24 protein-coding genes are annotated in these 26,682 nt (G+C 72.3%); 16 read left to right on the top strand and 8 right to left on the bottom strand.

Translation table 11 applies throughout. The features are described from left to right. Positions 1 to 272 precede the first annotated feature (272 nt). A complete protein-coding gene (locus AC5P1B_RS28975) occupies positions 273 to 962 on the bottom strand; it encodes a GntR family transcriptional regulator (protein ID WP_493890882.1) in 690 nt (229 codons plus the stop codon). Positions 963 to 1,113: 151 nt separating this feature from the next. Between AC5P1B_RS28975 and AC5P1B_RS28970 the strand changes: the two genes are divergently transcribed. Both AC5P1B_RS28970 and AC5P1B_RS28965 read left to right on the top strand, forming a co-directional pair. Next, the gene (locus AC5P1B_RS28970; protein ID WP_493890881.1) at positions 1,114 to 1,944 is read left to right on the top strand and encodes a (2Fe-2S)-binding protein; all 831 of its coding nucleotides are present in this window, start codon (positions 1,114 to 1,116) and stop codon (positions 1,942 to 1,944) included. A 594-nt stretch (positions 1,945 to 2,538) separates the two neighbouring features. Continuing rightward, entirely contained in the window at positions 2,539 to 3,618 is a 1,080-nt protein-coding gene (locus AC5P1B_RS28965; protein WP_493890880.1) for a DUF2637 domain-containing protein, read from the top strand. Between the two features lie 371 nt (positions 3,619 to 3,989). On the opposite strand, the gene AC5P1B_RS28960 is transcribed toward AC5P1B_RS28965, so the two are convergent. The 3 genes from AC5P1B_RS28960 to AC5P1B_RS28950 form a co-directional block, all read right to left on the bottom strand. Then, positions 3,990 to 4,421: an ATP-binding protein gene (locus AC5P1B_RS28960; protein ID WP_493890878.1), complete on the bottom strand. Its 432-nt coding sequence runs from the start codon at positions 4,419 to 4,421 to the stop codon at positions 3,990 to 3,992. Positions 4,422 to 4,627: 206 nt separating this feature from the next. Beyond that, on the bottom strand, positions 4,628 to 6,370 hold the full coding sequence (locus tag AC5P1B_RS28955; protein ID WP_493890877.1) for a pyruvate dehydrogenase: 1,743 nt from the start codon (positions 6,368 to 6,370) through the stop codon (positions 4,628 to 4,630). Positions 6,371 to 6,467: 97 nt separating this feature from the next. Next, positions 6,468 to 8,606, bottom strand: a complete 2,139-nt coding sequence (locus AC5P1B_RS28950; protein ID WP_493890876.1) for a protein phosphatase 2C domain-containing protein — start codon at positions 8,604 to 8,606, stop codon at positions 6,468 to 6,470. 226 nt (positions 8,607 to 8,832) lie between these two features. On the opposite strand from AC5P1B_RS28950, the gene AC5P1B_RS28945 reads away from it, so the two are divergent. Beyond that, positions 8,833 to 10,032, top strand: a complete 1,200-nt coding sequence (locus AC5P1B_RS28945; RefSeq protein ID WP_493890875.1) for a helix-turn-helix domain-containing protein — start codon at positions 8,833 to 8,835, stop codon at positions 10,030 to 10,032. 62 nt (positions 10,033 to 10,094) lie between these two features. Next, positions 10,095 to 10,577: a DUF456 domain-containing protein gene (locus AC5P1B_RS28940; protein ID WP_493890874.1), complete on the top strand. Its 483-nt coding sequence runs from the start codon at positions 10,095 to 10,097 to the stop codon at positions 10,575 to 10,577. Between the two features lie 116 nt (positions 10,578 to 10,693). Here AC5P1B_RS28940 and AC5P1B_RS28935 read toward each other — a convergent pair whose 3' ends face one another. The 4 genes from AC5P1B_RS28935 to AC5P1B_RS28920 form a co-directional block, all read right to left on the bottom strand. After that, positions 10,694 to 12,142 carry a dihydrolipoyl dehydrogenase family protein gene (locus AC5P1B_RS28935; protein ID WP_493890873.1) on the bottom strand — a complete coding sequence of 483 codons (1,449 nt, stop codon included), beginning with the start codon at positions 12,140 to 12,142 and terminating at the stop codon, positions 10,694 to 10,696. A 363-nt stretch (positions 12,143 to 12,505) separates the two neighbouring features. Beyond that, positions 12,506 to 13,108 (bottom strand): AAA family ATPase, encoded by a 603-nt coding sequence (locus AC5P1B_RS28930; RefSeq protein ID WP_493890872.1) that lies wholly within the window; start codon positions 13,106 to 13,108, stop codon positions 12,506 to 12,508. Positions 13,109 to 13,118: 10 nt separating this feature from the next. Next, positions 13,119 to 14,219: a ribosome small subunit-dependent GTPase A gene (gene rsgA / locus AC5P1B_RS28925; protein WP_493890871.1), complete on the bottom strand. Its 1,101-nt coding sequence runs from the start codon at positions 14,217 to 14,219 to the stop codon at positions 13,119 to 13,121. Between the two features lie 252 nt (positions 14,220 to 14,471). Then, positions 14,472 to 15,833 carry a YihY/virulence factor BrkB family protein gene (locus AC5P1B_RS28920; RefSeq protein WP_493890870.1) on the bottom strand — a complete coding sequence of 454 codons (1,362 nt, stop codon included), beginning with the start codon at positions 15,831 to 15,833 and terminating at the stop codon, positions 14,472 to 14,474. Positions 15,834 to 15,933: 100 nt separating this feature from the next. On the opposite strand from AC5P1B_RS28920, the gene AC5P1B_RS28915 reads away from it, so the two are divergent. From AC5P1B_RS28915 to AC5P1B_RS28860, 12 genes are all read left to right on the top strand, one after another. Next, the gene (locus AC5P1B_RS28915) at positions 15,934 to 16,536 is read left to right on the top strand and encodes a GNAT family N-acetyltransferase (protein ID WP_493890869.1); all 603 of its coding nucleotides are present in this window, start codon (positions 15,934 to 15,936) and stop codon (positions 16,534 to 16,536) included. Between the two features lie 206 nt (positions 16,537 to 16,742). After that, positions 16,743 to 16,940 (top strand): putative leader peptide, encoded by a 198-nt coding sequence (locus tag AC5P1B_RS28910; protein ID WP_493890868.1) that lies wholly within the window; start codon positions 16,743 to 16,745, stop codon positions 16,938 to 16,940. Positions 16,941 to 17,204: 264 nt separating this feature from the next. Continuing rightward, positions 17,205 to 18,923: a nitrite/sulfite reductase gene (locus AC5P1B_RS28905; protein WP_493890867.1), complete on the top strand. Its 1,719-nt coding sequence runs from the start codon at positions 17,205 to 17,207 to the stop codon at positions 18,921 to 18,923. After that, a complete protein-coding gene (locus AC5P1B_RS28900) occupies positions 18,920 to 19,102 on the top strand; it encodes a hypothetical protein (RefSeq protein ID WP_493890866.1) in 183 nt (60 codons plus the stop codon). The genes AC5P1B_RS28905 and AC5P1B_RS28900 overlap by 4 nt, the downstream gene beginning before the upstream one ends. After that, a complete protein-coding gene (locus AC5P1B_RS28895; protein ID WP_493890865.1) occupies positions 19,099 to 19,806 on the top strand; it encodes a phosphoadenylyl-sulfate reductase in 708 nt (235 codons plus the stop codon). The genes AC5P1B_RS28900 and AC5P1B_RS28895 overlap by 4 nt, the downstream gene beginning before the upstream one ends. Positions 19,807 to 19,844: 38 nt before the next feature. After that, the gene (gene cysC, locus AC5P1B_RS28890) at positions 19,845 to 20,447 is read left to right on the top strand and encodes an adenylyl-sulfate kinase (protein WP_493890864.1); all 603 of its coding nucleotides are present in this window, start codon (positions 19,845 to 19,847) and stop codon (positions 20,445 to 20,447) included. Beyond that, entirely contained in the window at positions 20,444 to 21,379 is a 936-nt protein-coding gene (cysD, locus tag AC5P1B_RS28885; RefSeq protein WP_493890863.1) for a sulfate adenylyltransferase subunit CysD, read from the top strand. Before cysC ends, cysD begins: the two co-directional genes overlap by 4 nt. 2 nt (positions 21,380 to 21,381) lie before the next feature. Continuing rightward, entirely contained in the window at positions 21,382 to 22,740 is a 1,359-nt protein-coding gene (locus tag AC5P1B_RS28880) for a sulfate adenylyltransferase subunit 1 (RefSeq protein ID WP_493890862.1), read from the top strand. 220 nt (positions 22,741 to 22,960) lie between these two features. Then, entirely contained in the window at positions 22,961 to 24,091 is a 1,131-nt protein-coding gene (locus AC5P1B_RS28875) for an aliphatic sulfonate ABC transporter substrate-binding protein (protein ID WP_493890860.1), read from the top strand. 42 nt (positions 24,092 to 24,133) lie between these two features. Further along, positions 24,134 to 24,928: an ABC transporter ATP-binding protein gene (locus tag AC5P1B_RS28870; protein WP_493890859.1), complete on the top strand. Its 795-nt coding sequence runs from the start codon at positions 24,134 to 24,136 to the stop codon at positions 24,926 to 24,928. After that, the gene (locus AC5P1B_RS28865; RefSeq protein ID WP_493890858.1) at positions 24,915 to 25,832 is read left to right on the top strand and encodes an ABC transporter permease; all 918 of its coding nucleotides are present in this window, start codon (positions 24,915 to 24,917) and stop codon (positions 25,830 to 25,832) included. Before AC5P1B_RS28870 ends, AC5P1B_RS28865 begins: the two co-directional genes overlap by 14 nt. Positions 25,833 to 25,845: 13 nt before the next feature. Then, the gene (locus AC5P1B_RS28860) at positions 25,846 to 26,616 is read left to right on the top strand and encodes a sirohydrochlorin chelatase (protein ID WP_493890856.1); all 771 of its coding nucleotides are present in this window, start codon (positions 25,846 to 25,848) and stop codon (positions 26,614 to 26,616) included. Positions 26,617 to 26,682: the final 66 nt, after the last annotated feature.

Genomic DNA, 26,682 nt, shown 5'->3' with positions numbered 1-26,682 from the left:
TGCTCCGTGCTCCGTGCTCCGTGCTCCGTGCTCCGTGCTCCGTGCTCCGTGCTCCGTGCTCCGTGCTCCGTGCTCCGGCCATGGTCGCCGCCGGGTCTGCTCCGGCGGCGGGGGAGGGTCCCAGCCGCACGCGTCGTCGTACACCCTGCTGCCGCTCGGCGCCCCGTGCTCCGTGCTCCGCGCATGCTCGCCGCCGGACCCGCGCCCCCGGCGGGGGCAGCCCCCAACCGCACGCGCCCCGCCTATGCCTATGCCTATGCCTATGCCTATGCCTATGCCTCCGCGAAGTGTCCGCGTATCAGCGACTCCGCGGCCGGGAGGTTCCCGGCGGACAGCGCGTCCAGCAGCGCCATGTGCTCGGCCGAGTCCGTGACGAGTTCGGCGGCGCGCGGCGCCGCGCCGAGCGGCGGCCACTGCGCGCGCCGGTGCAGCTCATCCGCCACGGCCACCAGTTGCCGGTTGCCGCCGAGTTGGAGGACGGCGCCGTGGAAGGCGCGGTCCGCCTCGACGTAGGCCGCCAGGTCGCCACTGACCGCCGCGGTCACCGTGCCCTCGGCGAGCGGCCGCAGGCCGGCCCAGTGCCGCGCGGGCACCGTACGGGCGAGGTTGAGCATCGCGGGGACCTCAAGCAGCGCACGGACCTCAGCCAGCTCGGCGAGATCGCGCGGGGAGCGGCTGACGACGCGGAAGCCCCGGTTGGGGGCGACCTCCACGGCGCCCTCGCTCGCGAGCCGCTGCATCGCCTCGCGGACGGGCGTCGCCGAGACCCCGAAGCGCGCGCCGAGCGCCGGAGCGGAGTAGACCTGCCCGGGGACCAGCTCCCCGACCATGAGTGCGGCGCGCAGGGCGTCGAGGACCTGTCCGCGTACGGAGTGCCGACGGGGCGGGGTGCGCGGGGCCGGGACGGCGCCCCACGCGCGCGACGAAGGGCGCGCCGCCCCCTCCGGGGCGCACTGCTCCACTCGGGTCCTCCTGCCAACGTCCGTATTCCGCCGTCACCCGGCGTTTTCCGGGCTTCCCGCACCATAGGCGGACACCGCGCGAGTTCCTACCTCGATCATTTCGGGTAAGGTAAGGCTTACCTGTGGTAGCTCGTGATTCGGTGGCCCTCACATGACCGTGCCCCTTCTCGCCTCGCCGTCCCCCGCCCCGCTGTTCGAGGCGTATGCCCGACTGGCCGAGGTCTTCCCCACGCTGACCGTGACCGATGAGGACCCGCGCTCCGGCGACGGCTGGGTCACGGCGGCGGAACTCTCCGCCGGCGGCTCCGCCCTCGACACGTTCCTCGCCTGGGACGACGAGCAGGTGCTGCGGGACTACGGGCAGCGGGGCCGGGCCGACGTCATCGCCAGCTTCGGCCTGCACCGCTACGCCTGGCCCGCCTGCCTGCTCATCACCGTCCCCTGGCTCACCCAGCGCCGGGTGCCCCGGGTCCCGGTGGAGCGGGTGTCGTTCCAGCGCACGCTGGGCCGGATGACGGTGCGCGTCGCGGAGTTCGCCTGCCTGCCGGACGACCCCGCCGCCACGCTGCCCGGCGCGCGGGTCGTGCCGGACGAGGAGGCGCTGCGCGCCGAGGTGCGGACAGCCGTCGCCGAACACCTCGCCCCGGTCCTCGACGGCTTCCGCCCCCGCATGCGGCGCGGGTCGCGCGCGCTGTGGGGCATGGCGACGGACGAGGTCGTCGAGGGCCTGTGGTACGTCGGGCATCTGCTGGGCGAGGAGGAGCGGACGCTCGCGGAGCTGACCCGGCTGCTGCCCGGCGGCGTCGCGCCGTACGTCGGTGACGCGGCCTTCCGTGAGCTGACCGGGCGGGGCGGCGAGCCGCTGCGCACCAGGGACCGGGCGAGCTGCTGCCTGTTCTACACGCTGCGGCCCGACGAGACGTGCGTGACATGCCCGCGCACCTGCGACGCGGAACGCGTCGAGCGCCTTTCCAGCCCCTGACCGGTCCGCCCGCTCGCCCGCCCCCCCTCCGTCCGCCCCTCCGCCCGGCCGGTCTCCGGCCAACCGCCAACCAGCCGGCCTCACCGGCCTGGTGGGCCCCACCACCTGACCGGTTCCGTCGGCCTGATCAGGCGCCTGTCCGACTGGGTCTCTGTCTGACTGGTCGCCTGTCTGACTGACCGTCTGGCGGCGTGCCCCGCCTCTCCTTGCCTCCTCCGTGCGCCCATCCGCCTCGCCGCGCCGCGTATCGCGCCCGCGCTTCGCCCTCCTGAAGGCGCGCCGGAAAGACACGCGCCCTCCCAACGCGCCAGTGACTACCTGGATTCGAGATTTGAAGTCGATCAACAGGTGGCAACTGGTCCAGCGGGCCGGTCCTTTGCGATAGATTCACTCCATCGGGTCGCGCGTGTAGAACGTGACGCGGCGCCATCGTGCCCGCGTTCGACCCGTACTGCACCTATCCGGATGCTCCTGGCCTCCGTTGGCGTCCTCTTGCCCGGAAATGCCGTAGGACGAGGTCCGGTTCCGTCAAGATGACCCGCGATAGGTCGCACTGCGGCCAAAACGTCACGGAAGCGAGGCAAGGGGCACCGGATGAATATGACCGACATATCGCTTGATTGGGCGCTTCCGGTCGCCGTAGCACTCGTCGGGATCGTGGCGGCGGTGACGTTGAAGACACTCGGCCAGAAGGCGTCCGCCAAGGACGCCAAGCCCGCGGACTCCTGGGAACGCAGCGAGGAGCGGCGGCGGCGCAAGGAAGCCGTCTACGGCAGCGCCTCGTATCTGCTGCTGTTCTGCTGTGCGGCCGTCGCCGCCGCGCTCTCCTTCCACGGCCTTGTGGGATTCGGGCGCCAGAACCTCAGCCTCGATGGCGGCTGGGAGTACCTGGTGCCGTTCGGCCTCGACGGCGCGGCGATGTTCTGCTCGGTGCTCGCGGTGCGTGAGGCGAGCCACGGCGACGCCGCGCTCGGTTCGCGCCTGCTGGTGTGGACGTTCGCGGGTGCCGCGGCCTGGTTCAACTGGGTGCACGCCCCCCGGGGCATGGGTCACGCGGGCGCGCCGCAGTTCTTCGCGGGCATGTCGCTGTCGGCCGCTGTGCTCTTCGACCGCGCGCTGAAGCAGACGCGCCGTGCGGCGCTCCGTGAGCAGGGCCTGGTGCCCCGTCCGCTGCCGCAGATCAGGATCGTGCGGTGGCTGCGCGCCCCGAGGGAGACCTTCGGCGCGTGGTCGCTGATGCTGCTTGAGGGCGTACGCAGCCTGGACGAGGCTGTGGAGGAGGTCCGTGAGGACCGGCGCCAGAAGGACCAGGAGCGGCTTCGCCGTCGCGACCAGGGCAAGCTGGACCGGGCCCGCATCCGCGCGTACAACCGGCAGCACCGGGTGTGGGGCAGGAGTCGTGGGGGGCGTCAGGTGGAGTCCACCGGGCTGCCTTCGCCGACCGGACAGCTCGGTTCGGAGTCCGCTATATCCGACAAGCCAGGGTCCGATCGGCCCGGGCGGCTGCCCGGGCGCTCCCGTCCGGCTCTCCAGCCGGTGAGCGGTGACGACGGTGGGGCGGCCCTTGGCCGCCCGCACACCGTTGATCTCACCGCTGAAGACGACACGCTCACCATTCCCCGGCTGGACTCCCTGGAGGAGAAACTGGCCGAGATCGAGCGGCAGTTCGGCTGAGCCGGTCGGCGTACCGGGGTCTGGGGTACGGCGAACCGGGTCCGGGCCGCGGCCGGGTGCCAGGACGTCCGCGCCAGTCGGCCCGCCGCATGAGCGTCACGGTCGCACCGAGGTGAGGTGCCGCCAGGCAAGTCCCGCGCGCCGTAGGCCCGTACGGGACGGCCCGGCGGCCTCTTCGTTTCTCGCCCTCGCCCGTGCCGCGCGTACTGGCTCTTGTCGCTCGTCCTCGGCTGGTGCGGTCGTTCGCACATGCTCGTACGTTCTCGTGCTCGGCCGACAATCTCCTACGCTGCGTTCTCAGCAGTTCTCAGCGCTCGCGGTCGTGCCGGTAGTTCCGGGTCGTGCCGGTGTTCGCCGCGGTGCTTTCGTCGTTACCGCTCGCTTCTTCGGCGACCGCGCGCTTGAGCGGTCGCGGGTCCGCCGTCGAGCTCGAACCACACCGTCTTGCCCACGCCGTGCTCGTGTACGCCCCAGGCGTCGGCCAAAGACTCGACCAGCAACAGCCCTCGTCCCGATGTGCTCTCCCCTTCCGCGACCGTGCGCCGCTCCGGCGGCTTGGGGCCGAAATCCCGCACTTCGACGCGCAGCCGCCCCCTGACACGTACCAGGGGTCCGCCGGCAAGCCGCGCGTTGACCACCGCGCCGCTGTCGGTGTGCACGAGCGCGTTGGTGACCAGCTCGCTCGCCAACAACTCCGCTATGTGTGCCCTGTCTGGTCCACCCCAGTGCCGTAACAGATCGCGTAGCGCTCTGCGGACATCCGATACTCCGGACAGATCGGCGCGACGTAACCGCCGCGTCATATCCGGCTCCTTGTCCCCCGAGGTTCCCCCACCGACTGCCATCACCTCGGTCTCCGGCCGGCTCTCCATGCCGACCCATCGCGCAGGATGACGCTTCATACCTCCCCGCCCCGAGCGTTTCTCGACCGATCCCCGATTGTCTGATTCGAACGCGCTGTCCCGGGATGCATGCCCCGGTTACGTCACACACACTCTCGGACACACACTCAGATACGGGGCAGGTTACGCAGGTTTGAACGCGCCATCTGCACCATCTTGCCCACCCCGCCATCCAGCACGATCTTGCTCGCGGAGAGGGCGAAGCCGGTCACCATCTCTGCCCGGATCTTGGGCGGAATGGACAGGGCGTTCGGGTCGGTGACGATATCGATGAGCGCCGGGCCCTTGTGCGAGAAGGCGTCCCGCAGTGCGCTACGCAGCTGTTTGGGCTTCTCCACCCGTACGCCGTGGGCACCCGCGGCACGTGCCACGGCAGCGAAGTCCGGGTTGTGATTGCTCGTGCCATATGCCGGTAGGCCCGCTACCAGCATTTCCAACTCGACCATACCCAAGGCGGAGTTGTTGAAGAGGACGACCTTCACCGGCAGGTCGTACTGCACCAGCGTCAGGAAGTCACCCATCAGCATCGAGAATCCGCCGTCACCCGACATGGAGACAACCTGCCGCCCACGGTCGAGAAACTGCGCGCCGATCGCCTGCGGAAGTGCGTTCGCCATCGAACCATGAGTGAACGAGCCGATCACCCGACGACGCCCGTTGGGCGTCAGGTAACGGGCCGCCCACACGTTGCACATCCCTGTATCGACCGTGAAGACCGCGTTATCAGCCGCCTCTTCGTCCAGTACGGAGGCGACGAATTCCGGATGGATCGGAATGTGCTTGTCTACCTTGCGGGTGTACGCCTTGACGACACCTTCCAGCGCGTCCGCATGCTTCTTCAGCATCCGGTCGAGGAATTTGCGGCTCTTCTTGGCGCGCACCTTCGGGGTCAGACAGCGCAGCGTCTCGCGCACATCACCCCAGACGGCCAGGTCAAGGGTGGACCGGCGCCCCAGATGCTCGGGCCTGACGTCGACCTGCACGATCTTCACGTCGTCGGGGAGGAAGGCGTTATACGGAAAGTCAGTGCCGAGCAGCATCAGCAGATCGCATTCGTGCGTCGCCTCGTACGCGGCGCCGTACCCGAGCAGACCGCTCATGCCCACGTCGTAGGGATTGTCGTACTGAATCCACTCCTTGCCGCGCAGCGCGTGCCCGACCGGGGACTTCACCCGCTCGGCGAACCGCATCACCTCCTCATGGGCGCCCGCCGTGCCACTGCCGCAGAACAGGGTCACCCGCTCCGCCCCGTCCACCAGCCGCGCCAGTTCCTCGATCTCCGCGTCACCGGGGCGCACGGTGGGCCGCGAGGTCACCAGGGCGTGCTCGACGGCGCGTTCGGGGGCCTGCTGGGAGGCGATGTCGCCGGGGAGCGCGACGACGCTGACGCCGCCCCGGCCGATCGCGTGCTGTACGGCCGTCTGCAGCACGCGGGGCATCTGCCGGTTGTTGGAGATCAGCTCGCTGTAGTGGCTGCACTCCCGGAAGAGCTGGTCGGGGTGGGTCTCCTGGAAGAACCCGGTGCCGATCTCGCTGCTGGGGATCTGCGCGGCCAGCGCGAGCACCGGCGCCATGGAACGGTGCGCGTCGTACAGGCCGTTGATGAGGTGCACGTTTCCCGGGCCGCAGGAACCGGCGCAGGCCGCGAGCGAGCCGGTGAGCTGGGCCTCGGCACCGGCCGCGAAGGCGGCGGTCTCCTCGTGGCGGACCTGCACCCAGTCGATGGCCGAGTTCCTGCGGATCGCGTCGATGACCGGGTTGAGGCTGTCGCCCACGACCCCGTACAGCCGCCGCACCCCGGCCCGTACCAGGATGTCCACGAACTGCTCCGCCACCGTCTGCTTCGCCATCGCTCGCTCGCCCCTTCGGCTGGGTCTGTCGGGTCCCGGGGCCGGTCGCGGATCACCACGGACCGGCCCCGGACCCATCAACCCACGGATGGCGCCGTCACGCCTCCCAGACGGCGGCCGCCGTACGGTCGTCGGCGTAACCCTTCACCCGGAGCCGTATATCGGCCAGGTACGCCGCGAGCCCCGGTGGCTCCGCCGCGGACCACCGCTGACGCAGGGCGTCGGCGAGCCCGGGCTGGCCGCACAGCGGCTCCGCCAGGCCCGTGGAACACAGCAGCAGGGTGTCGCCCGGCCGGGCGACAGAGGCCCGGAAACGGAAGGGGTCCACGGACGGGGCACCGTACGGCTCGGCGGAGCCCGGTCCTGCCTGCGGCTCCACCGCCACCCCTGTGGGGGGTCCGCCAGGCGTCGGCTCGCCTGCCTGCGCGCTTCCGGCCGACGGCGCGTCAGCCCCCGGCGGACCGGTTGCGACCGTGCGCCCGCGGACGGGCAGCCGGGGGTCCGCCGTCGGCTCCGGCTCCGGCCCTGAAGCGGCCGCTGGTCCCGCCTCCTGCCCCGGTACGCGCGCGGGCGCCTGCGACGGCCCGCCGCCGAAGCCGAGCACGGGGCCGCCCACGCTGTCCGTGTCGTGCGCGGACGGTTCCAGGTCCTGCCATACGCCGTCCCGCAGCCGGAACAGCCCGCCCGTGCCCACACCGAAGAACACCCGCGTCCGGCAGTCGGGGGCGACGGGCAGCAGCAGGCAGCGCAGTGAGGCGGTGTACTCGGACGGGTCGAGCCCCAGCTCGGCGGCGTGGGCGCGCAGCCGCCCGTAGCCGCGGTCGGTGAGGCGCCGCAACCCCGACTTCAGCGCGCCTCTGCGCCCATCCTGTATGTCCTCCGCCAGCCGGGCGTGGCTGCGCCCGACCGCCCCGCCGATCCACTCGCACAGGTCCCGCGCGGCCCGATGCGCTCCTTGCGCGGCGCGCGCCCCGCTCGCCACGGCCACCAGCAGCAGCGCCGAGTCCCCAGCTCCGAAGCGTGCGGTCAGCAGGGCGTCCCGGCGCGGCTCACCGCGAAAGCGCGCGGAGTCGCCGCGCGAGGAGACGGCGCGCAGCGTCATCGGCCCGTAGCAGGCCCCGTCCAGCGCCGTGTCCGGTACGAGGTCGTCGAGGTGGGAGGGGTCGGCGGGCGGCAGTGCGGTCGGCTCGGCGTCGTATGTCGGCGGCCGGTCCCCGATGAACTCCGGTTCCGTACGCGGCGCGCTCACCCGCCCGGGAGCGATGCCCCGCACCCCGCGCCCACGTGGCGCCGTCCCGGAGCCGGGCGCGCCCGAAGCCCGGAGCGCGCTGGGTGCGCTGGGAGCGCTGGGTGCGGCGGCGGGCGGCCGGAGGCCGGTGGGCACTCCGGCGGGGCTGAGCCCCGGGTCCGCGCCCTCGGCCGGCGGCGGTTCCCACGGCGCCCGGGCCAACGGCACGGTACGGCCCGCCGACGGCGACGGCTTCCTGGGCGATGCGTCGGTCGAGGCGGCCGTCGAGGCGGGCTCCCCCGGCCGGGTGGGAGGCGGCGCGGCCTCCGCGGGGCGGCTCGCGGCCGGTCCGGGCTGACCCGGCTGGACGCCGGGAGGCGGGGCCTCACCCGGTCGGCTCGCGGCTGGTGCGGGCCCACTTGGCGGAGCCGGGGGCGGCGCCGCCCGCCCTGGAGCCGCCTCCTGCCGAGCCTTCTCGGCCTGCTCCGCCCGCGTCTCCGCCTGCTCCGCCCGCGCCTGCTCCCACCGCGCCGTCTCCGCCGGTGGCTCGGTGACCGGTGCGGGCGCGTCCAGCGCGGTGAAGCGCATGGTGGGCTGGTCCGGTGGGGGCGGGCCCGTTTCGGGGTGGTCCGGCGTCGCCGGGAGCCGCAGCGGGTCGTACGGCGAGCCCGGGGCCGGGGGCCACAGCGGGCCGCCCGATAAGCGTGAAGCGGGCGACGGACCGTCCGGCGAGTGGTGCCCCGCCCCTCGCGGCGATCCGTCCGGCGGGCCTGGCGGCGAGCCGCCCTCCGGGCCTGGCGCCGGGGTCCCCGGGGGTTCCGCCGCGTCTTCCGGCGGCGCGGGCGCGAAGCTGCCCGGTGGGGCGGCGACCGTGTGGGACGCCGATATGAAGCGGTCGTCCAGCGAGTCCGGGGCGACGGCCGGACCCGTATCGCCCTTGTCCTCGTCGTACAACTCCCGCCACCAGTCGTCCTCGTGGCCGTGCCGCGGCTCCCCCTGCTGGCTCATGCCCTTATTGTCCACCGCTCAGCCCGTACGGGAACAGGAAGCGCAGAACGTCCCCCTCGCGGGTCGCCCATCGGTACGGCCGTCCTTCATCCCCCGCTCCGCCCCCTCCCATCGACTGGTCATGAACGCGCCGCCCAGTGCGAGGATGATGCCCGCGAGGCGGGTTTGCGCCGTGGCGTGTTCCCGTCTCCGTCCGCCGTTGACCGGGTTTCTGGGAGGGCACCACATGCTGGGTGCGATAGGTCTGGACGAGATTCAGGAGTCGGCGTACCGCACCTTGGTGGGGCTGGGGGCGGCCGAAGCCGCCGAGCTGGCCCTCCGGTTGACCCTTCCGGAAGACGACGTCGAGCGGACACTGCGCTCCCTGGAGCGGCAGGGGCTGGCCGCCCGGTCCCCGGAACGTCCCGGCCACTGGGTCGCCGTGCCGCCCACGGCCGCGCTCGGCACGCTGCTGACCCGGCGGCGCCATGAGCTGGAGCGCGCCGAGCTGGCGGCGGCGCTGCTCGCCGAGGAGTACCGCAGCGGCGCCGCCGACCCCGCGGCGCACGACGTCGTGGAGTTCGTGTCCGGCGCCACCACGATCGGCCACCGCGCTCTGCGATTGCGCGCGGGCGCGACCGAGGAGGTCTGCGCGCTGGTCACCGGGGCGGAGCGGATACCCGTGGGGCAGCCCGCACCGCGCGGGGTGCGCCACCGGGTCGTGGTCGAGCGTGGGCAGCTGTCGGAGCCGGGCGGGCTCACAGAGCTGACCGCCGCGCTCGGTACGGGCCCCGGCGCCCAGGTACGGGCCATCGACAGGATTCCGGCGACGGTGCTGATCGCCGACCGGCGGCTCGCGATCGTCTCCCTGCGCCACCGTGCGAAGGGCCACGCCGCGGAGCGGCCGGGTCCGGCCGGTCCTGAGGCGCTGGTCGTCCACCCGAGCGGCCTGCTGGAGTCGCTGCTCGCGCTGTTCGACGCCGCCTGGCGGGAGGCGGTGCCGCTGCGGCTGGGCGCGGCGGGCCTGGTGGAGCCACCGGCGGCGGGCGGCCCGGACGGCACGGACCTGGAGATCCTGTCCCTGCTGCTGGCAGGGCTGACCGACGCCAGCGTCGCCAAACAGCTCGACCTCGGGCTCCGTACGGTGCAGCGCCGGGTCAAGGGACTGATGGAGCTGGCCGGGGTGACGACGCGGCTCCAGCTCGGCTGGCACGCTTACGAACGCTGCTGGGTGGCCAGAACGGGCAAGTCGGCCCCCGGGCTGGGCGGCGGACGCACCGGCCGCGGCCCCGGCACCGGGCCACGGACGACGGCCGCCGGCGGCGGCAGGGCTGACGGCGTCGGCACCGGGCCCGGCGGTGCGCAGGGGGCGGCGGCCGGTTCGGGCCGCCGGAGCGCGAGCGGGGCGAGCGGCGAGCACGTACCGCACGGGCACGGGGCCCGGTAGCCCACTCACCTGCACGGCCCGTCCGGGGGCGGTCCCGGCCCCGGTCCGGCAACCTGGGGCACATGAGTAGCTGGCAGCTGGTCCTGGACGGTCTGGTGCTGCTGTTCGGCCTGGTCGGCGTCGTGGTGCCCGGCATGCCAGGGCCGCTGATCGTATGGGCCGCTGTCCTGTGGTGGTCCATGGTCGAGAAGACGACCCTGGCCTGGGGCGTACTGGCCGGGGCGACAGCGGTGCTGTTGCTGAACCAGGCCGTCAAATGGCTGCTGCCCGCGCGCCGGATGCGCCGCTCCGGCATCACCCGCCGGACGCTGGCCCTCGCCGCGGCGGCCGGGGTGGCCGGTTTCGTCGTCGTACCGGTCGTCGGTGCCGTACCGGGGTTCATCGCGGGGATCTACGGCGCTGAGCGCGCCCGGCTCGGCACCCATGGCGAGGCTTGGGTCTCGACGAGGAACGCGCTGCGCACGATCGGCTTCGCGGTCCTGGTCGAACTCGTGGTGTGCCTGCTGGTGACCGGCACCTGGCTGGGCGCCGTCATCCTCGGCTGACCGGCCGACGCCGCGAAGTCCCCACCTACAGGCCCCGGGGGCGCACGCCCGAGGCCCACCAGTTCACCCGTTCACCGACTCACCCGTCCGCCCGTCTCACCCGCGGCAGACCTCCCTCACCCGCGGTAGGCCTCCAGCAACCGCAGCCACACCTCGCTGATCGTCGGGAAGGCGGGGACGGCGTGCCAGAGCCGTTCGATGGGGATCTCGGCGACCACGGCGAGGGTCGCCGAGTGCAGCAGTTCGCCCACGCCAGGGCCGACGAAGGCGACGCCGATCAGGTGACCGCGTTCCTCGTCGACGACCATCCGGGCCCGGCCCCGGTAGCCGTCGGCGAACAGCCCGGCTCCGGCGACCTGTGCCAGGTCCATGTCGATGACCCGCACCCGGCGCCCGTCAGCCTCCGCCTCCGCCGCGGTCAGCCCGACCGCGGCCACCTCCGGATCGGTGAACACCACCTGCGGGACGGCGGCGTGGTCGGCGGTCGCCACATGCGCGCCCCAGCGGTCGGTCTCCAGCAGCGGCAACCCGCGCGCCCGGCCCTCGATGGCCGCGCCCGCGACGCGTGCCTGGTATTTGCCCTGGTGGGTAAGGAGGGCACGGTGGTTGACGTCGCCCGCCGCGTACAGCCAGCCGCCCGTGATCTCCCGCACCTGGCAGGTGTCGTCGGTGCCCAGCCAGTCGCCCGGCTTCAGCCCCACCGTCTCCAGGCCGATGTCGTCGGTGCGCGGCGCGCGGCCCGTGGCGAACAGCACCTCGTCGGCTTCGAGGGTGCCGCCGCCCGTACCGCCCGAGAGGGTCAGCGTGACGGGGCCCGGCGGTCCGGCCCGCCGCACCTCGGTCACCGACGTGCCGGTGCGGAGGTCCACCCCGGCCTCGGTCAGCGCCTCGGCGACGAGTTCGCCCGCGAACGGTTCCATCCGGGGCAGCAACCCGTCACCCCGTACGAGCAGGGTCACCTCCGACCCCAGCGCCCGCCACGCGGTGGCCATTTCCACCCCGACGACGCCTCCGCCCACCACGGCCAGCCGGTCCGGGACACTCTTCGCGCTGGTCGCCTCACGGCTCGTCCAGGGCTCGGCGTCGGCGAGACCGGGCAGGTCGGGAAGGGCGGCGCGACTGCCGGTGCAGACCGCGACGGCGTGCCGCGCGGTGAGCGTCCGCACCTGCCCGTCCGGCAGCGTGACCGCCACCCGCCGGGGCCCGTCGAGCCGTCCGTGGCCCCTGACCAGGTCGATTCCGGCGGAGTCCAGCCACTCGACCTGGCTGCCGTCCTTCCAGTGCGAGGCGTACTCGTCGCGGTGGGCGAGCACGGACGGCACATCGAGCGGCCCGGCGACGGCCTCGCGCAGCCCGGGCACCCGGCGGGCGTCGGCGCGCGCGATGACGGGTCGCAGCAGGGCCTTGCTGGGCATGCACGCCCAGTAGGAGCATTCGCCGCCGATGAGCTCGTTCTCCACGATGGCTGCCGACAGACCGGCCGCGTGGGCGCGATCAGCCAGGTTCTCGCCCACTGGGCCCGCGCCCAGAACGATGACGTCGTACGCGTCCATGGCGGCGTTCATCCCAACCCGCTCTCTCTCCGGCTACGGCGTGCGGACGTGGGCGGCAGCGGTCTGGGGCCCGTCCGTCCTACCGTGCCCCGTGCCGCTGCCTCCCCTGGGCCCCATCCTTCCCCGGCACGCCGGGACAGGCCACCCGGAAGACGACCGGTGAATCCGCCCGCCGAATCCAGCCCGCCCAGCCCAGTAAAACCAGCCCGCCCGGCGCTTGAGGGCAGCAAGGCCATGGACAGGCCCACCCCCGCGCCGAAAAGGCACAAGCCAGACTGGCCCTGTCCAAGCCCGCCCGGCGCTTGAGGGCAGCACGCCCGCCCCCGCGACAACAACCGCACCAGGCCCGTCAGGGCCACCGCACGCGCCAACGGTTCAGTCGAAGCGGATGTGCCGGAGGGACACCCACCGGTGGCGCAGGAACTGGGCGACGGCGCCACCGGTCCGCGGTGTCAGCGGCGCTCCCGCCAAGCGGGCGATCTCCTCGGCGACGGCGGGGATCGTGCGGCCGTCCGTGTCGATGTGCCGCTCGTACTCCGGCTGCCGCAGCGCCGCCAGGCACCGGTCGAGCCGCTCGACCGCCCAGGCGTCCGGCTTCAGCCCGGGTACGAGGCCGCGCCCGCCGAGCCGCCGCAGGATGGCCGCGCGCGAGGCGAGCAGCGAGAAGTGGTGCGCCCTGTGCCCCGCGGCGCGCAGCCTGCCGAACATCTCCTCGTGGTACGCGGGCACGACGACCGTCATCGGGACGATGACGGTGCCATCGAAGCGGCGCAGCGCCGAGTCGACCATGTCGTGCACACCGTGCCGCCACAGCGGGAGGTCCTGGAAGTCCCCACGCAGCGGCTCGGGTTGCATGCGGCGCAGCGCGAACCCGAGGGACTCCGGGTCGCATACGAAGCTGCCCGGTATGCGCCGGTGCAGCTCGTATGCGACCTGGGTCTTGCCGACCCCGAAGGGCCCGTTGATCCACAGCAGCATGGACCGCAGGTTACGGCTTGCGGACCGGCCCCCGCTTGCGCTCCATCATGTGACGGCCGAGGGCCTGCCGCTGCTTCCAGTCCCGCCGCATCTCCGACCGCAGCCGGGCGTCGGTGCGCGCGGCGAGGCGCTCGTTCTCCCGCAGCAGCTTGCGGTAGCTGTCGAGGCGCCGCTGGGGCAGGGCGCCGGACTCCGCGGCTGCGAGGACCGCGCAGCCCGGCTCGGCGACGTGCGCGCAGTCGTGGAAGCGGCACTCCCTCGCCAGGCTCTCGATCTCGGCGAAGACCTGCGCGACGCCGCTCTCGGCGTCCCACAGGCCGACGCCGCGCAGCCCGGGGGTGTCGATGAGGACGCCGCCCGAGGGCAGCAGCAGGAGATCGCGGGTCGTCGTGGTGTGCCGGCCCTTGCCGTCGACATCGCGGGCCGCCCGCACGGACTGGTTCTCCTCGCCCAGCAGCGCGTTGGCGAGGGTGGACTTGCCCGCGCCGGACTGGCCGAGGAGCACGGCCGTGCCACCGGCGAGGGACGCCGTGAGGATGTCGAGTCCTTGCCCGTCGGCCGCGCTGACCGCGAGGACCTGCACGCCGGGCGCGGCGGCCTCGGTGTCGGCGATGAGGTGGGCGAGGGTGCTCGGCTCGATGACGAGGTCGGCCTTGGTGAGGACGACCACCGGCGTCGCACCGCTCTCCCAGGCGAGCGCCAGGAAGCGTTCGACGCGGCCCAGGTCGAGTTCGACGGCGAGGGAGACGGCGATGACGGCGTAGTCGACGTTGGCGGCGAGGACCTGGCCCTCGGAGCGCTTGGACGACGTGGACCGTACGAACGCGGTGCGGCGCGGCAGCAGGTCCCGTACGTACCCCTGGTCGAGGTCGACGGCGGCCCAGTCGCCGGTGCACATGACGTTCAGCGGGTCGCCGGTGGCGACCAGTGCGGCGTCGCCGTGGACGGTGCGTACGCCGTCGCCGTCAGGGACGACGAGGTCGCAACGGCCGCGGTCGACGCGCACGATACGACCCGGAGTCAGTCCGGAGTCGGCGTGCGGGGTGAACTCGTCGTGCCACCCGGCGTCCCAGCCATAGGCGGACAGCGGGTGTGCGGAAACGTTGTTCAACGGGGTGAACCCTTCAGGAGGGCGGTCCCGGCGAAGAGAAGTGTGGAGGAAGAGTCAGCCGGAGACCGCTGGAGTGAGGAAGACGTCCTGGTGGATGCGGGCGACGCCCGTCACGACGACAGTCATCAATGTCCTCACCTCCTGCTCCGTCACGGCTGACACGCGCGCCTCGTGGGCCGCTCAGCCTGCCGGCGGCGGATCGCCGTCGGCTGCGCAGAGCCTACGGAGTCCCTTCCCCGGCCGCCACGGGTTTTACGGGCCGGGGCGGCGGCCCCGGCCCAGACTGTCCGTCGGCCGCGGTGGTGGGCTCGGCGGGTACATGGGGCGCGGGGGTATGGCCGGTCCCTGGTCACCGGCGTCGGCCCCGCGGGTGCGGGTCGCCCCGCTCTCCCGCCGCTCACGCGTCTCCCCGCCGCCCGGCTCCCGGTCCCGGTTCCGCTCCCGCTCCCGCTCCCGCTCCCGGCGCTGCTGCCCCCGTTCGCGCTGCTCGGGCCGCTCGCGCTGTTCCGGTTCGCGTTTCGCGTGCAGCCGGGACCTGACGTCCTCCGGCGGCAGGAACTGGGCCCAGCGTTCGGGGAATTCCGAGGGCGGTTCGGAGTCCGCCCAGCTGTCGTCGCCCGCCATGGCCGCCGCCTCGGCGAGGGCGCGGGCCGCCGCCTGCCGCCGGGCCCGCTCGCGTTCCTCGCGTGCGGCCGCCGTGGCGACCGACGGCCAGACACGGTCGAGCGCCGCGTTGACCGCGGCGCCGACGAGCACGGCGAACGCGGAGACACCGATCCACAGCAGGACGGCGACGGGCGCCGCCAGGGACCCGTAGATGGTGGGGCCCTCGACGGTCTGGGTCAGGTAGATCCGGAGCAGGAAGCTGCCGAGCACCCACATCGTCAGCGCGATCAGCGCACCGGGGATGTCCTCCCGCCAGGGTGATCTGACGGGCACGGACACGTGGTAGAGCGTGGTGAGGAAGGCGATGGACAGCACGATCACCACGGGCCAGTACAGCAGGCGCACCGTGTCCTCGCTGCGCGGGAAGATCTGCACCACCGCGTCCGGGCCGACCAGCATGAGCGGCAGCGCCACCGCCCCGACGAGCAGGGCGACGAGGTAGAGGAGGAAGGCCAGCAGCCGGGTCTTGACGATGCCCCTGCGGCCTTCGAGCCCGTACATGATCGTGATGGTGTCGACAAAGACGTTCACCGCGCGCGATCCGGACCACAGGGCGATGGCGAAACCGAGCGAGATGACGTCGGGGCGACCGCCCTCGATGACGTCGTCGAGGAGGGGGCGGGCGATCTGGTTGACGCCCTTGTCGGACAGCACCGTGCCGGACGCGTCGAGGATGTTGCCCCGGATGGTGGCGACGGAATCGGTGTTGGTCCACACGTCGAGGTAGCCGAGCAGGCCGATCAGGCCGAGCAGCAGCGGCGGCAGGGAGAGCAGGGTGAAGAAGGCCGCCTCGGCCGCGAGGCCGGTGACCCGGTACTCCATGCAGGAGTTGACGGTGTCCTTCAGTAGCAGCCACGCCATCCGGCGCTTTGACACATGGCGGTACAGGGCACGGGCCCTGTGCAGTCGGCCGGACGGCCGGCCGGGGGATTCATTCGCTGGCTGCACGTCTTTACCGTATCTGCCATATCCGATATAGCCCGCCGGGCGCGGGCCGGGCCTCCGGGCCGGGCCTCCGCCACGCGACGGGGCATGGTTGGGTGACGGCATGAGCATCACTGTGACCACGTGGTCCCTGGAGCAGACCGCTGCCGACGATCTCGTCCCGGCCCGGGCGCCGTCCCCGGAGACCGGGGTGCGCATCGTGCGGGCGCAGGTCCCGAGCCCCGAGTTCAGCCGCTTCCTGTACGCCTCCGTGGGCGGGGACATCGCCTGGACGGACCGGCTGACCTGGACATACGCCCAGTGGCAGGAGTTCCTGGAGCGGCCGGGCGTGGAGACGTGGGTGGCGTACGAACACGGGACGCCCGCCGGGTACGTCGAGCTGGACCCGCAGGAGGACGGCGTGGTGGAGGTCGCCTATTTCGGGCTGATCCCGGCGTTCCGGGGGCGTCGCATCGGCGGGCATCTGCTGTCCGAGGGCATCGCCCGGGCCTGGGACCTGGCCGAGCGGTGGCCGGAGCGGATACCGACCAAGCGGGTATGGCTGCACACCTGCTCCAAGGACGGGCCGCACGCGATGGCCAACTATGAGCGGCGCGGCTTCCGGGTCTTCAAGACGGAGACGGCCGAGGAGCCCGAGCCGGAGCCGGGGCAGCCCGAGCAGCCGGGTCCGTGGCCCGGCGCGTACCCGCCGCGGCACGACGGCTGACACCCGCTCCCGAACGGGCCGCTTCCCCGCCGGAAGCGGCCCGCGAACGCTCCACGAGCGATCCACGAGCGGCTGGTGAGCGCCCCGGGGCGACCCGCGAGTGACCAGCAAGCCGTCCGTAAGCGGTCCGTAAGCGACCGAAGCGGACATGAGCAGCCCATCCAGTGGGCGGGACACGGGGCCGAACAGCCCGCGTACGAGCGGAAATGAACAGGGCGCGACACGTGACCCAGGACACGCCATCCCAGGATACGGGACGGCAGCGTCCACATTGCGGACGACGGTGGACTGTCCAGAGACCGCCATGCCACGCTTCCGTCATGTCCCGAGCTGGAATTGCCTTGGTGAGTCGACGCCACGTCGACCTCGGCCGCATGTCCAGCGCCATCTGTCCGGCGGGCTGACAGTCCCAGCGCCGCCGACCCTTTCCGCCGCCCCCACCGTTGCGGGCGAGCGCGTTCCGCTGATCCCGGGCGTCCCTCACGGGCCCGCCCCGCGTCGTCATGCACCCTGGCCGCGCGCGGATCAGCGAGGGTCGCGCCGGTCCGGCCCAGCCGCCCTCCGCAGTACGCACCACGCGCTTCGTACGGCTCAGAGCCGTTCCGTTATCTCCGCGTACGTCCCGCAATTTCCGTACGAGTCGAGCCGCTCCAGAAGGACACACCGCCATGGCCGCCAACCCGGAACGCCCCCAGTCTTCGGCCGGAGGCGCCCCCACCGCCGCATCCCCTCGCCGCAAGGCCCGCCACCGCGGCGAAGGCCAGTGGGCCGTTGGCCACTTCACGCCGCTCAACGGCAACGAGCAGTTCAAGAAGGACGACGACGGTCTCAATGTGCGGACACGCATTGAGACGATCTACTCCAAGGCCGGTTTCGACTCGATCGACCCCAACGACCTGCGCGGCCGGATGCGCTGGTGGGGCCTGTACACCCAGCGCAAGCCCGGGATCGACGGCGGCAAGACGGCGATCCTGGCGCCGGAGGAACTGGACGACGAGCACTTCATGCTCCGGGTCCGCATCGACGGCGGCCGTCTCACCACCGAGCAGCTGCGCATGGTCGGCGAGATCTCGCAGGAGTTCGCGCGCGGCACGGCGGACATCACCGACCGGCAGAACATCCAGTTCCACTGGATTCGCATCGAGGACGTCCCGGAGATCTGGCGGCGCCTTGAGTCGGTGGGCCTGTCCTCGACGGAGGCGTGCGGTGACACCCCGCGCGTCATCCTCGGCTCGCCGGTCGCCGGCATCGCCGAGGACGAGATCATCGACGGCAGCTGGGCCATCGACGAGATCCACCGGCGTTACATCGGTGACCCCGCCTACTCCAATCTCCCCCGCAAGTTCAAGAGCGCGGTGTCCGGGTCGCCCTCGCTCGACGTGGTCCACGAGATCAACGACGTCGCCTTCGTCGGCGTACGCCACCCCGAGCACGGCCCCGGTTTCGACGTGTGGGTCGGCGGCGGCCTGTCCACCAACCCCAAGCTGGGGGTGCGGCTGGGGGCGTGGGTGCCGCTGGCCGATGTGCCCGACGTGTTCGGGGGCGTCATCGGGATCTTCCGGGACTACGGCTACCGGCGGCTGCGCAACCGCGCGCGGCTGAAGTTCCTCGTCGCCGACTGGGGCCCGGAGAAGTTCCGCCAGGTGCTGGAGGACGAGTACCTGGGGCGCGAGATGGCCGACGGGCCCGCGCCCGAGCAGCCCGCCCAGCAGTGGCGCGACCACGTCGGAGTCCACCGGCAGCGGGACGGCCGCTTCTACGTCGGCTTCGCGCCGCGCGTCGGCCGGGTGGACGGCGCCACGCTGACGAAGATCGCCGAGCTGACGGAGGCCCACGGGTCTGGACGGCTGCGTACCACGGCCGAGCAGAAGATGATCGTGCTCGATGTCGCGGAAGACCAGGTCGACTCGCTGGTCGCCGGGCTTGAGGCACTGGAACTGCGGGTCAACCCCTCGCCGTTCCGGCGCGGCACCATGGCGTGCACCGGGATCGAGTTCTGCAAGCTCGCCATCGTCGAGACCAAGGCGCGCGGCGCTTCGCTGATCGACGAGCTGGAACGCCGGATGCCGGAGTTCGACGAGCCGCTCACCATCAACATCAACGGCTGCCCCAACGCGTGCGCGCGCATCCAGGTCGCCGACATCGGCCTCAAGGGCCAGCTGATCATGGACAGCGAGGGGAACCAGGTCGAGGGCTACCAGGTGCACCTGGGCGGCGCGCTGGGCCTTGAGGCCGGACTCGGCCGCAAGGTACGCGGCCTGAAGGTCAGCTCCGCCGAACTCCCCGACTACGTCGAGCGATTGCTCACCCGCTTCAAGGAACAGCGCACGGACGGCGAGCGGTTCGCCCAGTGGGTGGGCCGCGCCGCGGACGGAGACCTGGCATGAGCGAGCGCGCGGCACCGTTCTACTGCCCGTACTGCGGGGACGAGGACCTGCGCCCCTCCGAAGAGGGCCACGGCGCGTGGGAATGCGCCGCGTGCAACAGGGCGTTCCGGCTTTCATTCCTCGGGCTGCTGACCGCGGGCCTGCGGCGCGACCCCAGTGAGAGAGGCAGCACGGCATGACAACCACCGATCAGCGCACCGCGGCCGAACTCCAGGAACTGGCCGAGCGGGCGGGCCGCGACCTGGAGGACGCCTCGGCGCTCGACATCCTCCGCTGGGGCACCGACACCTTCGGCTCGCGCTTCTGCGTCACCTCCTCGATGGAGGACGCCGTCGTCGCCCACCTGGCCGCGCGGGTCTCCCCCGGCGTGGATGTCGTCTTCCTCGACACCGGCTACCACTTCCCGGAGACCATCGGCACCCGGGACGCGGTCGAGGCGGTGATGGACGTCAACCTCATCACGCTCACGCCCCGCCGGACGGTCGCCGAGCAGGACGCCGAGCACGGCCCGAAGCTGCACGACCGGGACCCCGACCTGTGCTGCGCGCTGCGCAAGGTCGCACCGCTTGAGGCGGGCCTGACCGGCTACGACGCGTGGGCGACGGGGCTGCGCCGGGACGAGTCCCCCACCCGCGCGGGCACACCCGTCGTGGGCTGGGACCCCAAGCGGAACAAGGTGAAGCTGTCGCCCATAGCCCGCTGGACGCAGGCGGACGTGGACGCGTACGTCGCCGAGCACGGAGTGCTCACCAACCCGCTGCTGATGGACGGTTACGCGTCCGTCGGCTGCGCCCCCTGCACCCGCCGGGTCCTGGCGGGCGAGGACGCGCGCGCGGGCCGCTGGGCAGGAACGGGCAAGACGGAATGCGGGCTGCACGGCTGATGACTGACGCACACATAGACGGGGGGCGGGAGCGGGGCATGAGCGCGCCACAGCGGACCGAGGACAACCAGTCGCACAGACACGCCGCGGAGGCGAGCGCGCCCCATAAGAGGGGCGCGACCGTCTGGCTTACCGGGCTGCCGAGTGCCGGGAAGACGACGATCGCCTACGCGCTCGCTGAGCGGCTGCGGGGTGAGGGGCGCCGGGTGGAGGTGCTCGACGGGGACGAGATCCGCGAGTTCCTGTCCGCCGGGCTCGGCTTCTCCCGCGAGGACCGGCACACCAACGTGCGGCGGATCGGCTTCGTCGCCGAACTCCTCGCCTCGAACGGGGTCATCGCCCTGGTGCCGGTGATCGCGCCGTTCGCCGACAGCCGGGACGCGGTACGCAAGCGCCATCAGAGCGAGGGCACCCCGTATCTGGAGGTGCATGTCGCGACGCCGGTCGAGGTGTGTTCCGAGCGCGATGTGAAGGGCCTGTACGCGAAGCAGGCGGCGGGCGAGATCTCCGGTCTGACCGGGGTGGACGACCCGTACGAGATTCCCCTCGATCCGGATCTGCGGATCGAGGCGCACCAGCAGGGTGTTCATGATTCCGCCGCGGCGCTGCACGCGTTGCTCACCAAGAGGGGACTGGCATGACGATCGCGGCCTCCGTCGGTGACGACACCGACAACCCGTACGCGCTCTCGCACCTGGACGCGCTGGAGTCCGAGGCGGTCCACATCTTCCGCGAGGTGGCGGGCGAGTTCGAGCGGCCGGTGATCCTGTTCTCCGGTGGCAAGGACTCCATCGTCATGCTGCATCTGGCGCTGAAGGCGTTCGCGCCCGCGCCGGTTCCCTTCGCGCTGCTGCATGTGGACACCGGGCACAACTTCCCCGAGGTCATCGAGTACCGGGACCGGACGGCCGAGCAGCACGGGCTGCGGCTGCATGTGGCCTCGGTGCAGGACTTCATCGACAGCGGCGAGCTGCGGGAGCGCCCGGACGGCACCCGCAACCCGCTCCAGACCGTGCCGCTGCTGGACGCCATCGAGAGCAACCGGTTCGACGCCGTGTTCGGTGGCGGGCGGCGCGATGAGGAGAAGGCGCGCGCCAAGGAGCGGGTGTTCTCGCTGCGGGACGAGTTCGGCGGCTGGGACCCCCGGCGGCAGCGGCCCGAGCTGTGGCAGCTCTACAACGGGCGGCACTCCCCCGGCGAGCACGTCCGGGTTTTCCCGCTGTCGAACTGGACCGAACTCGACGTGTGGCAGTACATCGAGCGCGAGAAGATCGAACTTCCGCGGATCTACTACGCGCACGAGCGTGAGGTCTTCGCGCGGTCCGGCATGTGGCTGGCGCCCGGCGAGTGGGGCGGCCCCGAGGACGGCGAGCGGGTGGAGCGGCGCCTGGTGCGCTACCGCACCGTGGGCGACATGTCCTGTACGGGCGCTGTCGACTCGGACGCGGAGACCATCGCCCAGGTCATCGAGGAGATCGCCGCCTCCCGGCTGACGGAGCGGGGCGCGACCCGGGCGGACGACAAGCTGTCGGAAGCCGCGATGGAAGACCGTAAGCGCGAGGGGTACTTCTAACCATGACGAGCATCACGACCGAGCATCCCGAGCAGGCCACGGCGACCACGCTGCTGCGCTTCGCGACCGCCGGTTCCGTCGACGACGGCAAGTCCACGCTGGTGGGGCGGCTGCTGCACGACTCCAAGTCGGTCCTCGCCGACCAGCTGGAGGCCGTCGAGCACGCCTCTCGCAGCCGGGGTCAGGAGACTCCCGACCTGGCGCTGCTGACGGACGGGCTGCGCGCGGAGCGGGAGCAGGGCATCACCATCGATGTCGCCTACCGCTACTTCGCCACGCCCCGGCGCCGGTTCATCCTGGCCGACACCCCCGGGCATGTGCAGTACACCCGCAACATGGTCACCGGCGCCTCGACCGCCGAGCTGGCCGTGGTGCTGGTGGACGCGCGCAACGGGGTCGTGGAGCAGACCCGCAGGCACGCGGCCGTCGCCGCGCTGCTGCGCGTCCCGCATGTGGTCCTCGCCGTCAACAAGATGGACCTCGTGGACTACGCGGAGCCGGTGTTCGCCGCCATCGCCGAGGAGTTCACGGCGTACGCCGCCTCCCTGGGCGTCCCGGAGATCACGGCCATCCCCATTTCGGCGCTCGCCGGGGACAACGTGGTGACTCCTTCGGCGAACATGGGCTGGTACGGCGGCCCGACGGTGCTGGAGCATCTGGAGAAGGTGCCGGTCGTCGCCGACCCGTCGCAGGACCCGGCCCGCTTTCCCGTGCAGTACGTGATCCGCCCGCAGACTCCCGAGCTTCCCGACTACCGGGGGTACGCGGGGCAGTTGGCGTCCGGTGTGCTGCGGGTGGGCGAACGGGTCGTGGTGCTGCCCTCCGGCCGTACGAGCGTGATCGAGGGCATCGACGCGCTGGGCGGGGCCGTGAACGTGGCGTGGGCGCCGCAGTCGGTGACGGTGCGGCTCGCCGACGACCTGGACATCTCGCGCGGTGACCTGATCGCCCCGGCCGCGAGCGCGCCGGTCGTCACCCAGGACATCGAGGCGACGGTGTGCCATGTGGCGGACCGGCCGCTGAAGGCCGGGGACCGGGTGCTGCTGAAGCACACGACGCGGACGGTCAAGGCGATCGTGAAGGACATCCCGTCCCGGCTGACGCTGGACGACCTCTCGCAGCACCCCGCCCCGGGTGAGCTGGCCGCCAACGACATCGGCCGGGTGGTGGTGCGTACGGCGCAGCCGCTCGCCCTCGACGCGTACGCCGTCTCGCGGCGCACCGGGTCGTTCCTGCTCGTCGATCCGGCCGACGGGACGACGCTGACCGCGGGCATGGCGGGCGCGGCCTTCGCGGCCGAGGCGGACGCCGCGGACGCCGCGGACGCCGCGGTCACCGACGACGAGGGCTGGGACTTCTGACATGGCCGGTGAGGTGTTCTCGACGTTCGCGAAGGAAGGCGGCCGGGTGGGCAGCGGCGCCCTCGGCAGCGGTCAGGGCGGGGTCGGGCGATGTGCGCGCTGACCCGCGCGCCGCCGGGCCCCGATGGGCCGGGCCGCTGACCCCCTTCCGACCACCCGGATCACCGCCGGGCCCGCCCAGCTAGGGCGCCGCCCGGCTCGCTGAGAGGACGTCCTCCCCGTGCCTGCCGTCCCCACCTCCCCGGCTCGCCGAGCCGCCCGCCGCCGCCTGCTGGCCGCCGTCGCCCTCGCCCCACTGCTGGCCGTCGCGCTCGGCGCCTGCGGTTACGGGTCGGAGAAGAAGGACGACGGCAAGAAGCCGGTCGCGGCCAAGGGGCCGAAGACCGACGGGCTCGACTCGGTGAGGATCGGGTACTTCGCCAACGTCACCCACGCCACTCCGCTGGTCGGCGTGCAGGAGGGGATCTTCCAGAAGGAGCTGGGCGGCACCCAGATCAAGCCGTTCGCCTTCAACGCGGGCCCCTCCGAGATCGAGGCGCTGAACGCCGGGTCGATCGACATCGGCTGGATCGGCCCCTCCCCCGCCATCAACGGCTTTACGAAGTCCGGCGGCAGGAACCTGAAGATCATCGGCGGCGCGGCCTCCGGCGGTGTCTCCCTCGTCGTCGACCCGGACGAGATCAGTGCCGTGGACGACCTCAAGGGCAAGCGGATCGCCACCCCGCAGAAGGGCAACACGCAGGACGTCGCCCTCCTCAACTACCTGTCGCAGAAGGGCTACGACGTCGACGCCCAGACCGGCAAGGGCGACGTCTCCGTGTTCCGGCAGGACAACAAGGAGATCCCGACCGCCTTCAAGCAGGGCGGCATCGACGGCGCGTGGGTGCCCGAGCCGACGGCGTCCAAGCTGGTCGCCGAGGGCGGCAAGGTCCTGCTGGACGAGAAGAAGCTGTGGAAGGGCGGGAAGTTCGTCATCACGAACATGATCGTCTCGCAGACGTTCCTCAAGGAGCACCCGAAGGTCGTCGAAGCCGTACTGCGCGCCTCGGTGAAGACCAACGACTGGATCAAGGCCCACCCGGACGCCGCGAAGAAGCAGGTCAACGCGGCACTGAAGAACCTGACCGGAAGCCAGCTGGACTCCGAGGTCCTCGACCCGGCGTTCCGGAACGTCGACGTCACCAACGACCCGCTCGCGGCGACCCTCCAGGGAGAGGCGGAACACGCGACGCAGGCAGGACTGCTCGAAGACCCGCAGCTCGACGGCATCTACGACCTCAGGCTGCTGAACAAGGTACTGAAGGCCGCGGGCAAGCCCGAGGTCGCCGACGCCGGACTCGGCAGCAAGTAGCCCACCGCACCGCAGACCCGTCTCCCCAGGAGGTGACGCACCATGACCGCCACGCTCACCAAGCAGACCGTCACGCCGGAGCGCGTGGGCACCTACGCCGCCCGTATCGACCATGTGTCGAAGTCGTTCGGCCGCCACGGCGCACAGCAGCAGGTGCTCGACGACATCGCACTCGATGTGTCGCCCGGTGAATTCGTCTGCCTCCTGGGGGCCTCGGGGTGTGGCAAGTCCACGCTCCTCAACCTCGTCGCCGGGCTCGACAAGCCGACCGCCGGGAGCATCGACGTCCCCGGCGGACGGCCCGCCCTGATGTTCCAGGAACACGCGCTGTTCCCGTGGCTGACCGCGGGCAAGAACATCGAACTCGCGCTGCGGATGCGCGGCGTGCCGCGCGCCGAACGCCGCGAGGAAGCCGAACGTCTGCTCGGCCTGGTGCGGCTGCAGGGTTCGTACGGCAAGCGGGTGCACGAGCTGTCCGGTGGCATGCGGCAGCGGGTGGCGCTGGCCAGGGCGCTCGCGCAGGACAGCCGGCTGCTGCTGATGGACGAGCCGTTCGCGGCGCTGGACGCCATCACCCGCGATGTGCTGCACGACGAGCTGACCCGGATCTGGACCGAGACCAACGTCTCCGTCCTGTTCGTCACGCACAACGTGCGGGAGGCGGTACGGCTGGCGCAGCGCGTCGTCCTGCTCTCCTCCCGGCCGGGGCGGATCGCCCGCGAGTGGCGCGTGGACATCCCCCAGCCCCGCCGTATCGAGGACACCGCCGTGGCCGACCTGTCCGTAGAGATCACCGAACAGCTCCGTGGGGAGATCCGCCGACATGGCCAGCACTGACACCCACTCCCCGAAGCCCTCCGGGGACGGTGGGGCCGAGGAGCCCGATCAGCTCGCCGGTCTTGAGGCGGGCCTGGACGCGCTGGAGACACACGCCAAGACGCGGGTGCCGCTGGGCCGGGTGCTGCTCGACAAGGTCGTGCCGCCCGTCGTCGCCGTCGCCATCGTGCTGGCCGCCTGGCAGCTCGCCTACCACTTCGAGGTCAAGCCGCACTACCAGCTGCCCAGCCCCGCCGATGTGGCGCGCGCGCTCCAGGACAAGTGGCTGGAGGGCACGCTGCTCGGCTACGTCTGGGAGAGCCTGTCGCGCGGCGCCCTGGGCTTCGCCGCCTCGCTGGTCATCGGCACGCCGCTCGGACTGCTCGTGGCCCGGGTGCGGTTCGTCCGGGCCGCCATCGGCCCGATCCTGTCGGGCCTGCAGTCGCTGCCGTCGGTGGCGTGGGTGCCCGCGGCGATCATCTGGTTCGGGCTGACCAACTCCACCATCTACGCGGTGGTGCTGCTCGGCGCTGTGCCGTCCATCGCCAACGGCCTGGTCTCGGGTGTGGACCAGATACCGCCGCTGTTCCTGCGCGCGGGCCGCACCATCGGCGCCACCGGCCTGGCGGGCGTGCGCCATGTGCTGCTCCCGGCGGCGCTGCCCGGCTATATCTCGGGGCTCAAGCAGGGCTGGGCGTTCTCCTGGCGGTCGCTGATGGCCGCCGAGCTGATCGCGACCTCGCCCGATCTCGGCACCGGCCTCGGCCAGTTGCTCGACCAGGCCCGCGTCGACTCCGACATGTCGCTGGTGCTGGCCGCGATCCTGCTCATCCTCGTCGTCGGCATCGGCATCGAGCTGCTGATCTTCGCGCCCATCGAGCGGCGGGTGCTGCGCAGCCGTGGCCTGCTCGCGAGCAACCGGTGACCGGGACGCACTGATGAACAGCCCGACTCTCCTCGTCATCGCCCACGGCAGCCGCGATCCGCGGCACGCGGCGACCGTCACCGAGCTCGTCGCCCGGGTACGGTCGCTGCGCCCCGGGCTGCGCGTCGAGGTCGGCTATCTGGACTTCTGCGCGCCGAGTGTGCCGCAGGTGCTGTCGCGGCTGGCGGCCGAGGGCGCCCGCGAGGTGGTGGCGCTGCCTCTGCTGCTGACCCGCGCCTTCCACGCGAAGGCGGATATCCCCGCCGTGCTGCGGGAGTCCACCGCCACGCTGCCGAGGCTCACGGTCCACCAGGCGGCGGTGCTCGGGCCCGCCGGGCTGCTGACCACCGCGCTGGAGCGGCGCCTCGCCGAAGCCGGGGTGCGCCCCGGCGACCGAAGCTCGACCGGGGTCGTCCTGGCCTCGGCGGGCTCCTCTGACCCGGAGGCGATCGCAGTGATCGCTGAAATCGCGCGGGAGTGGCGGCACACCGGTTGGTGCGCCGTGCGGCCTGCGTTCGCCTCCGCATCTCTGCCCACGACCGGGGAAGCGGTGCGGGCCCTGCGCGCCGAGGGCGTACGGCGGGTGGCGGTCGCCCCGTACGTCATCGCGCCGGGCTTCCTGCCCGACCGCATCGCGGACGGCGCCCGCGCGGCGGGGGCGGACGTGCTGGCCGGTGTGCTGGGCGCGGCACCGGAGTTGGCCGCGCTGCTGGTGCGGCGCTATGAGCAGGAGCGAGTGGCGCGAGCGGTCCGCACACCGTTGGGCGTACCGCTCAGCGCCTGAGCCTCGGTCGGGGCGCTCAGTCGTGGGTGAGGGTGTCCGGCCGGGGGCCGCGAGCCGCCCGGCCGT

Source organism: Streptomyces sp. A01 (assembly GCF_059026195.1).
Note: the sequence above shows the minus strand (reverse complement) of the source record. Positions and strands in the feature narration are given on the sequence as shown.

What these genes read in the sequence shown, in the direction of transcription:
- AC5P1B_RS28905 (WP_493890867.1), top strand. Translation starts at nt 17,205, where the DNA reads ATGGCCGCCAACCCGGAACGCCCCCAGTCTTCGGCCGGAGGCGCCCCC.
- AC5P1B_RS28900 (WP_493890866.1), top strand. Translation starts at nt 18,920, where the DNA reads ATGAGCGAGCGCGCGGCACCGTTCTACTGCCCGTACTGCGGGGACGAG.
- cysD (WP_493890863.1), top strand. Translation starts at nt 20,444, where the DNA reads ATGACGATCGCGGCCTCCGTCGGTGACGACACCGACAACCCGTACGCG.
- AC5P1B_RS28970 (WP_493890881.1), top strand. Translation starts at nt 1,114, where the DNA reads ATGACCGTGCCCCTTCTCGCCTCGCCGTCCCCCGCCCCGCTGTTCGAG.
- AC5P1B_RS28935 (WP_493890873.1), bottom strand. Translation starts at nt 12,142, where the DNA reads ATGAACGCCGCCATGGACGCGTACGACGTCATCGTTCTGGGCGCGGGC.
- AC5P1B_RS28960 (WP_493890878.1), bottom strand. Translation starts at nt 4,421, where the DNA reads ATGACGCGGCGGTTACGTCGCGCCGATCTGTCCGGAGTATCGGATGTC.
- AC5P1B_RS28950 (WP_493890876.1), bottom strand. Translation starts at nt 8,606, where the DNA reads ATGAGCCAGCAGGGGGAGCCGCGGCACGGCCACGAGGACGACTGGTGG.
- AC5P1B_RS28940 (WP_493890874.1), top strand. Translation starts at nt 10,095, where the DNA reads ATGAGTAGCTGGCAGCTGGTCCTGGACGGTCTGGTGCTGCTGTTCGGC.
- AC5P1B_RS28910 (WP_493890868.1), top strand. Translation starts at nt 16,743, where the DNA reads ATGAACAGGGCGCGACACGTGACCCAGGACACGCCATCCCAGGATACG.
- AC5P1B_RS28880 (WP_493890862.1), top strand. Translation starts at nt 21,382, where the DNA reads ATGACGAGCATCACGACCGAGCATCCCGAGCAGGCCACGGCGACCACG.
- AC5P1B_RS28865 (WP_493890858.1), top strand. Translation starts at nt 24,915, where the DNA reads ATGGCCAGCACTGACACCCACTCCCCGAAGCCCTCCGGGGACGGTGGG.
- AC5P1B_RS28870 (WP_493890859.1), top strand. Translation starts at nt 24,134, where the DNA reads ATGACCGCCACGCTCACCAAGCAGACCGTCACGCCGGAGCGCGTGGGC.
- AC5P1B_RS28955 (WP_493890877.1), bottom strand. Translation starts at nt 6,370, where the DNA reads ATGGCGAAGCAGACGGTGGCGGAGCAGTTCGTGGACATCCTGGTACGG.
- AC5P1B_RS28930 (WP_493890872.1), bottom strand. Translation starts at nt 13,108, where the DNA reads ATGCTGCTGTGGATCAACGGGCCCTTCGGGGTCGGCAAGACCCAGGTC.
- AC5P1B_RS28965 (WP_493890880.1), top strand. Translation starts at nt 2,539, where the DNA reads ATGAATATGACCGACATATCGCTTGATTGGGCGCTTCCGGTCGCCGTA.
- AC5P1B_RS28915 (WP_493890869.1), top strand. Translation starts at nt 15,934, where the DNA reads ATGAGCATCACTGTGACCACGTGGTCCCTGGAGCAGACCGCTGCCGAC.
- AC5P1B_RS28945 (WP_493890875.1), top strand. Translation starts at nt 8,833, where the DNA reads ATGCTGGGTGCGATAGGTCTGGACGAGATTCAGGAGTCGGCGTACCGC.
- AC5P1B_RS28895 (WP_493890865.1), top strand. Translation starts at nt 19,099, where the DNA reads ATGACAACCACCGATCAGCGCACCGCGGCCGAACTCCAGGAACTGGCC.
- cysC (WP_493890864.1), top strand. Translation starts at nt 19,845, where the DNA reads ATGAGCGCGCCACAGCGGACCGAGGACAACCAGTCGCACAGACACGCC.
- AC5P1B_RS28860 (WP_493890856.1), top strand. Translation starts at nt 25,846, where the DNA reads ATGAACAGCCCGACTCTCCTCGTCATCGCCCACGGCAGCCGCGATCCG.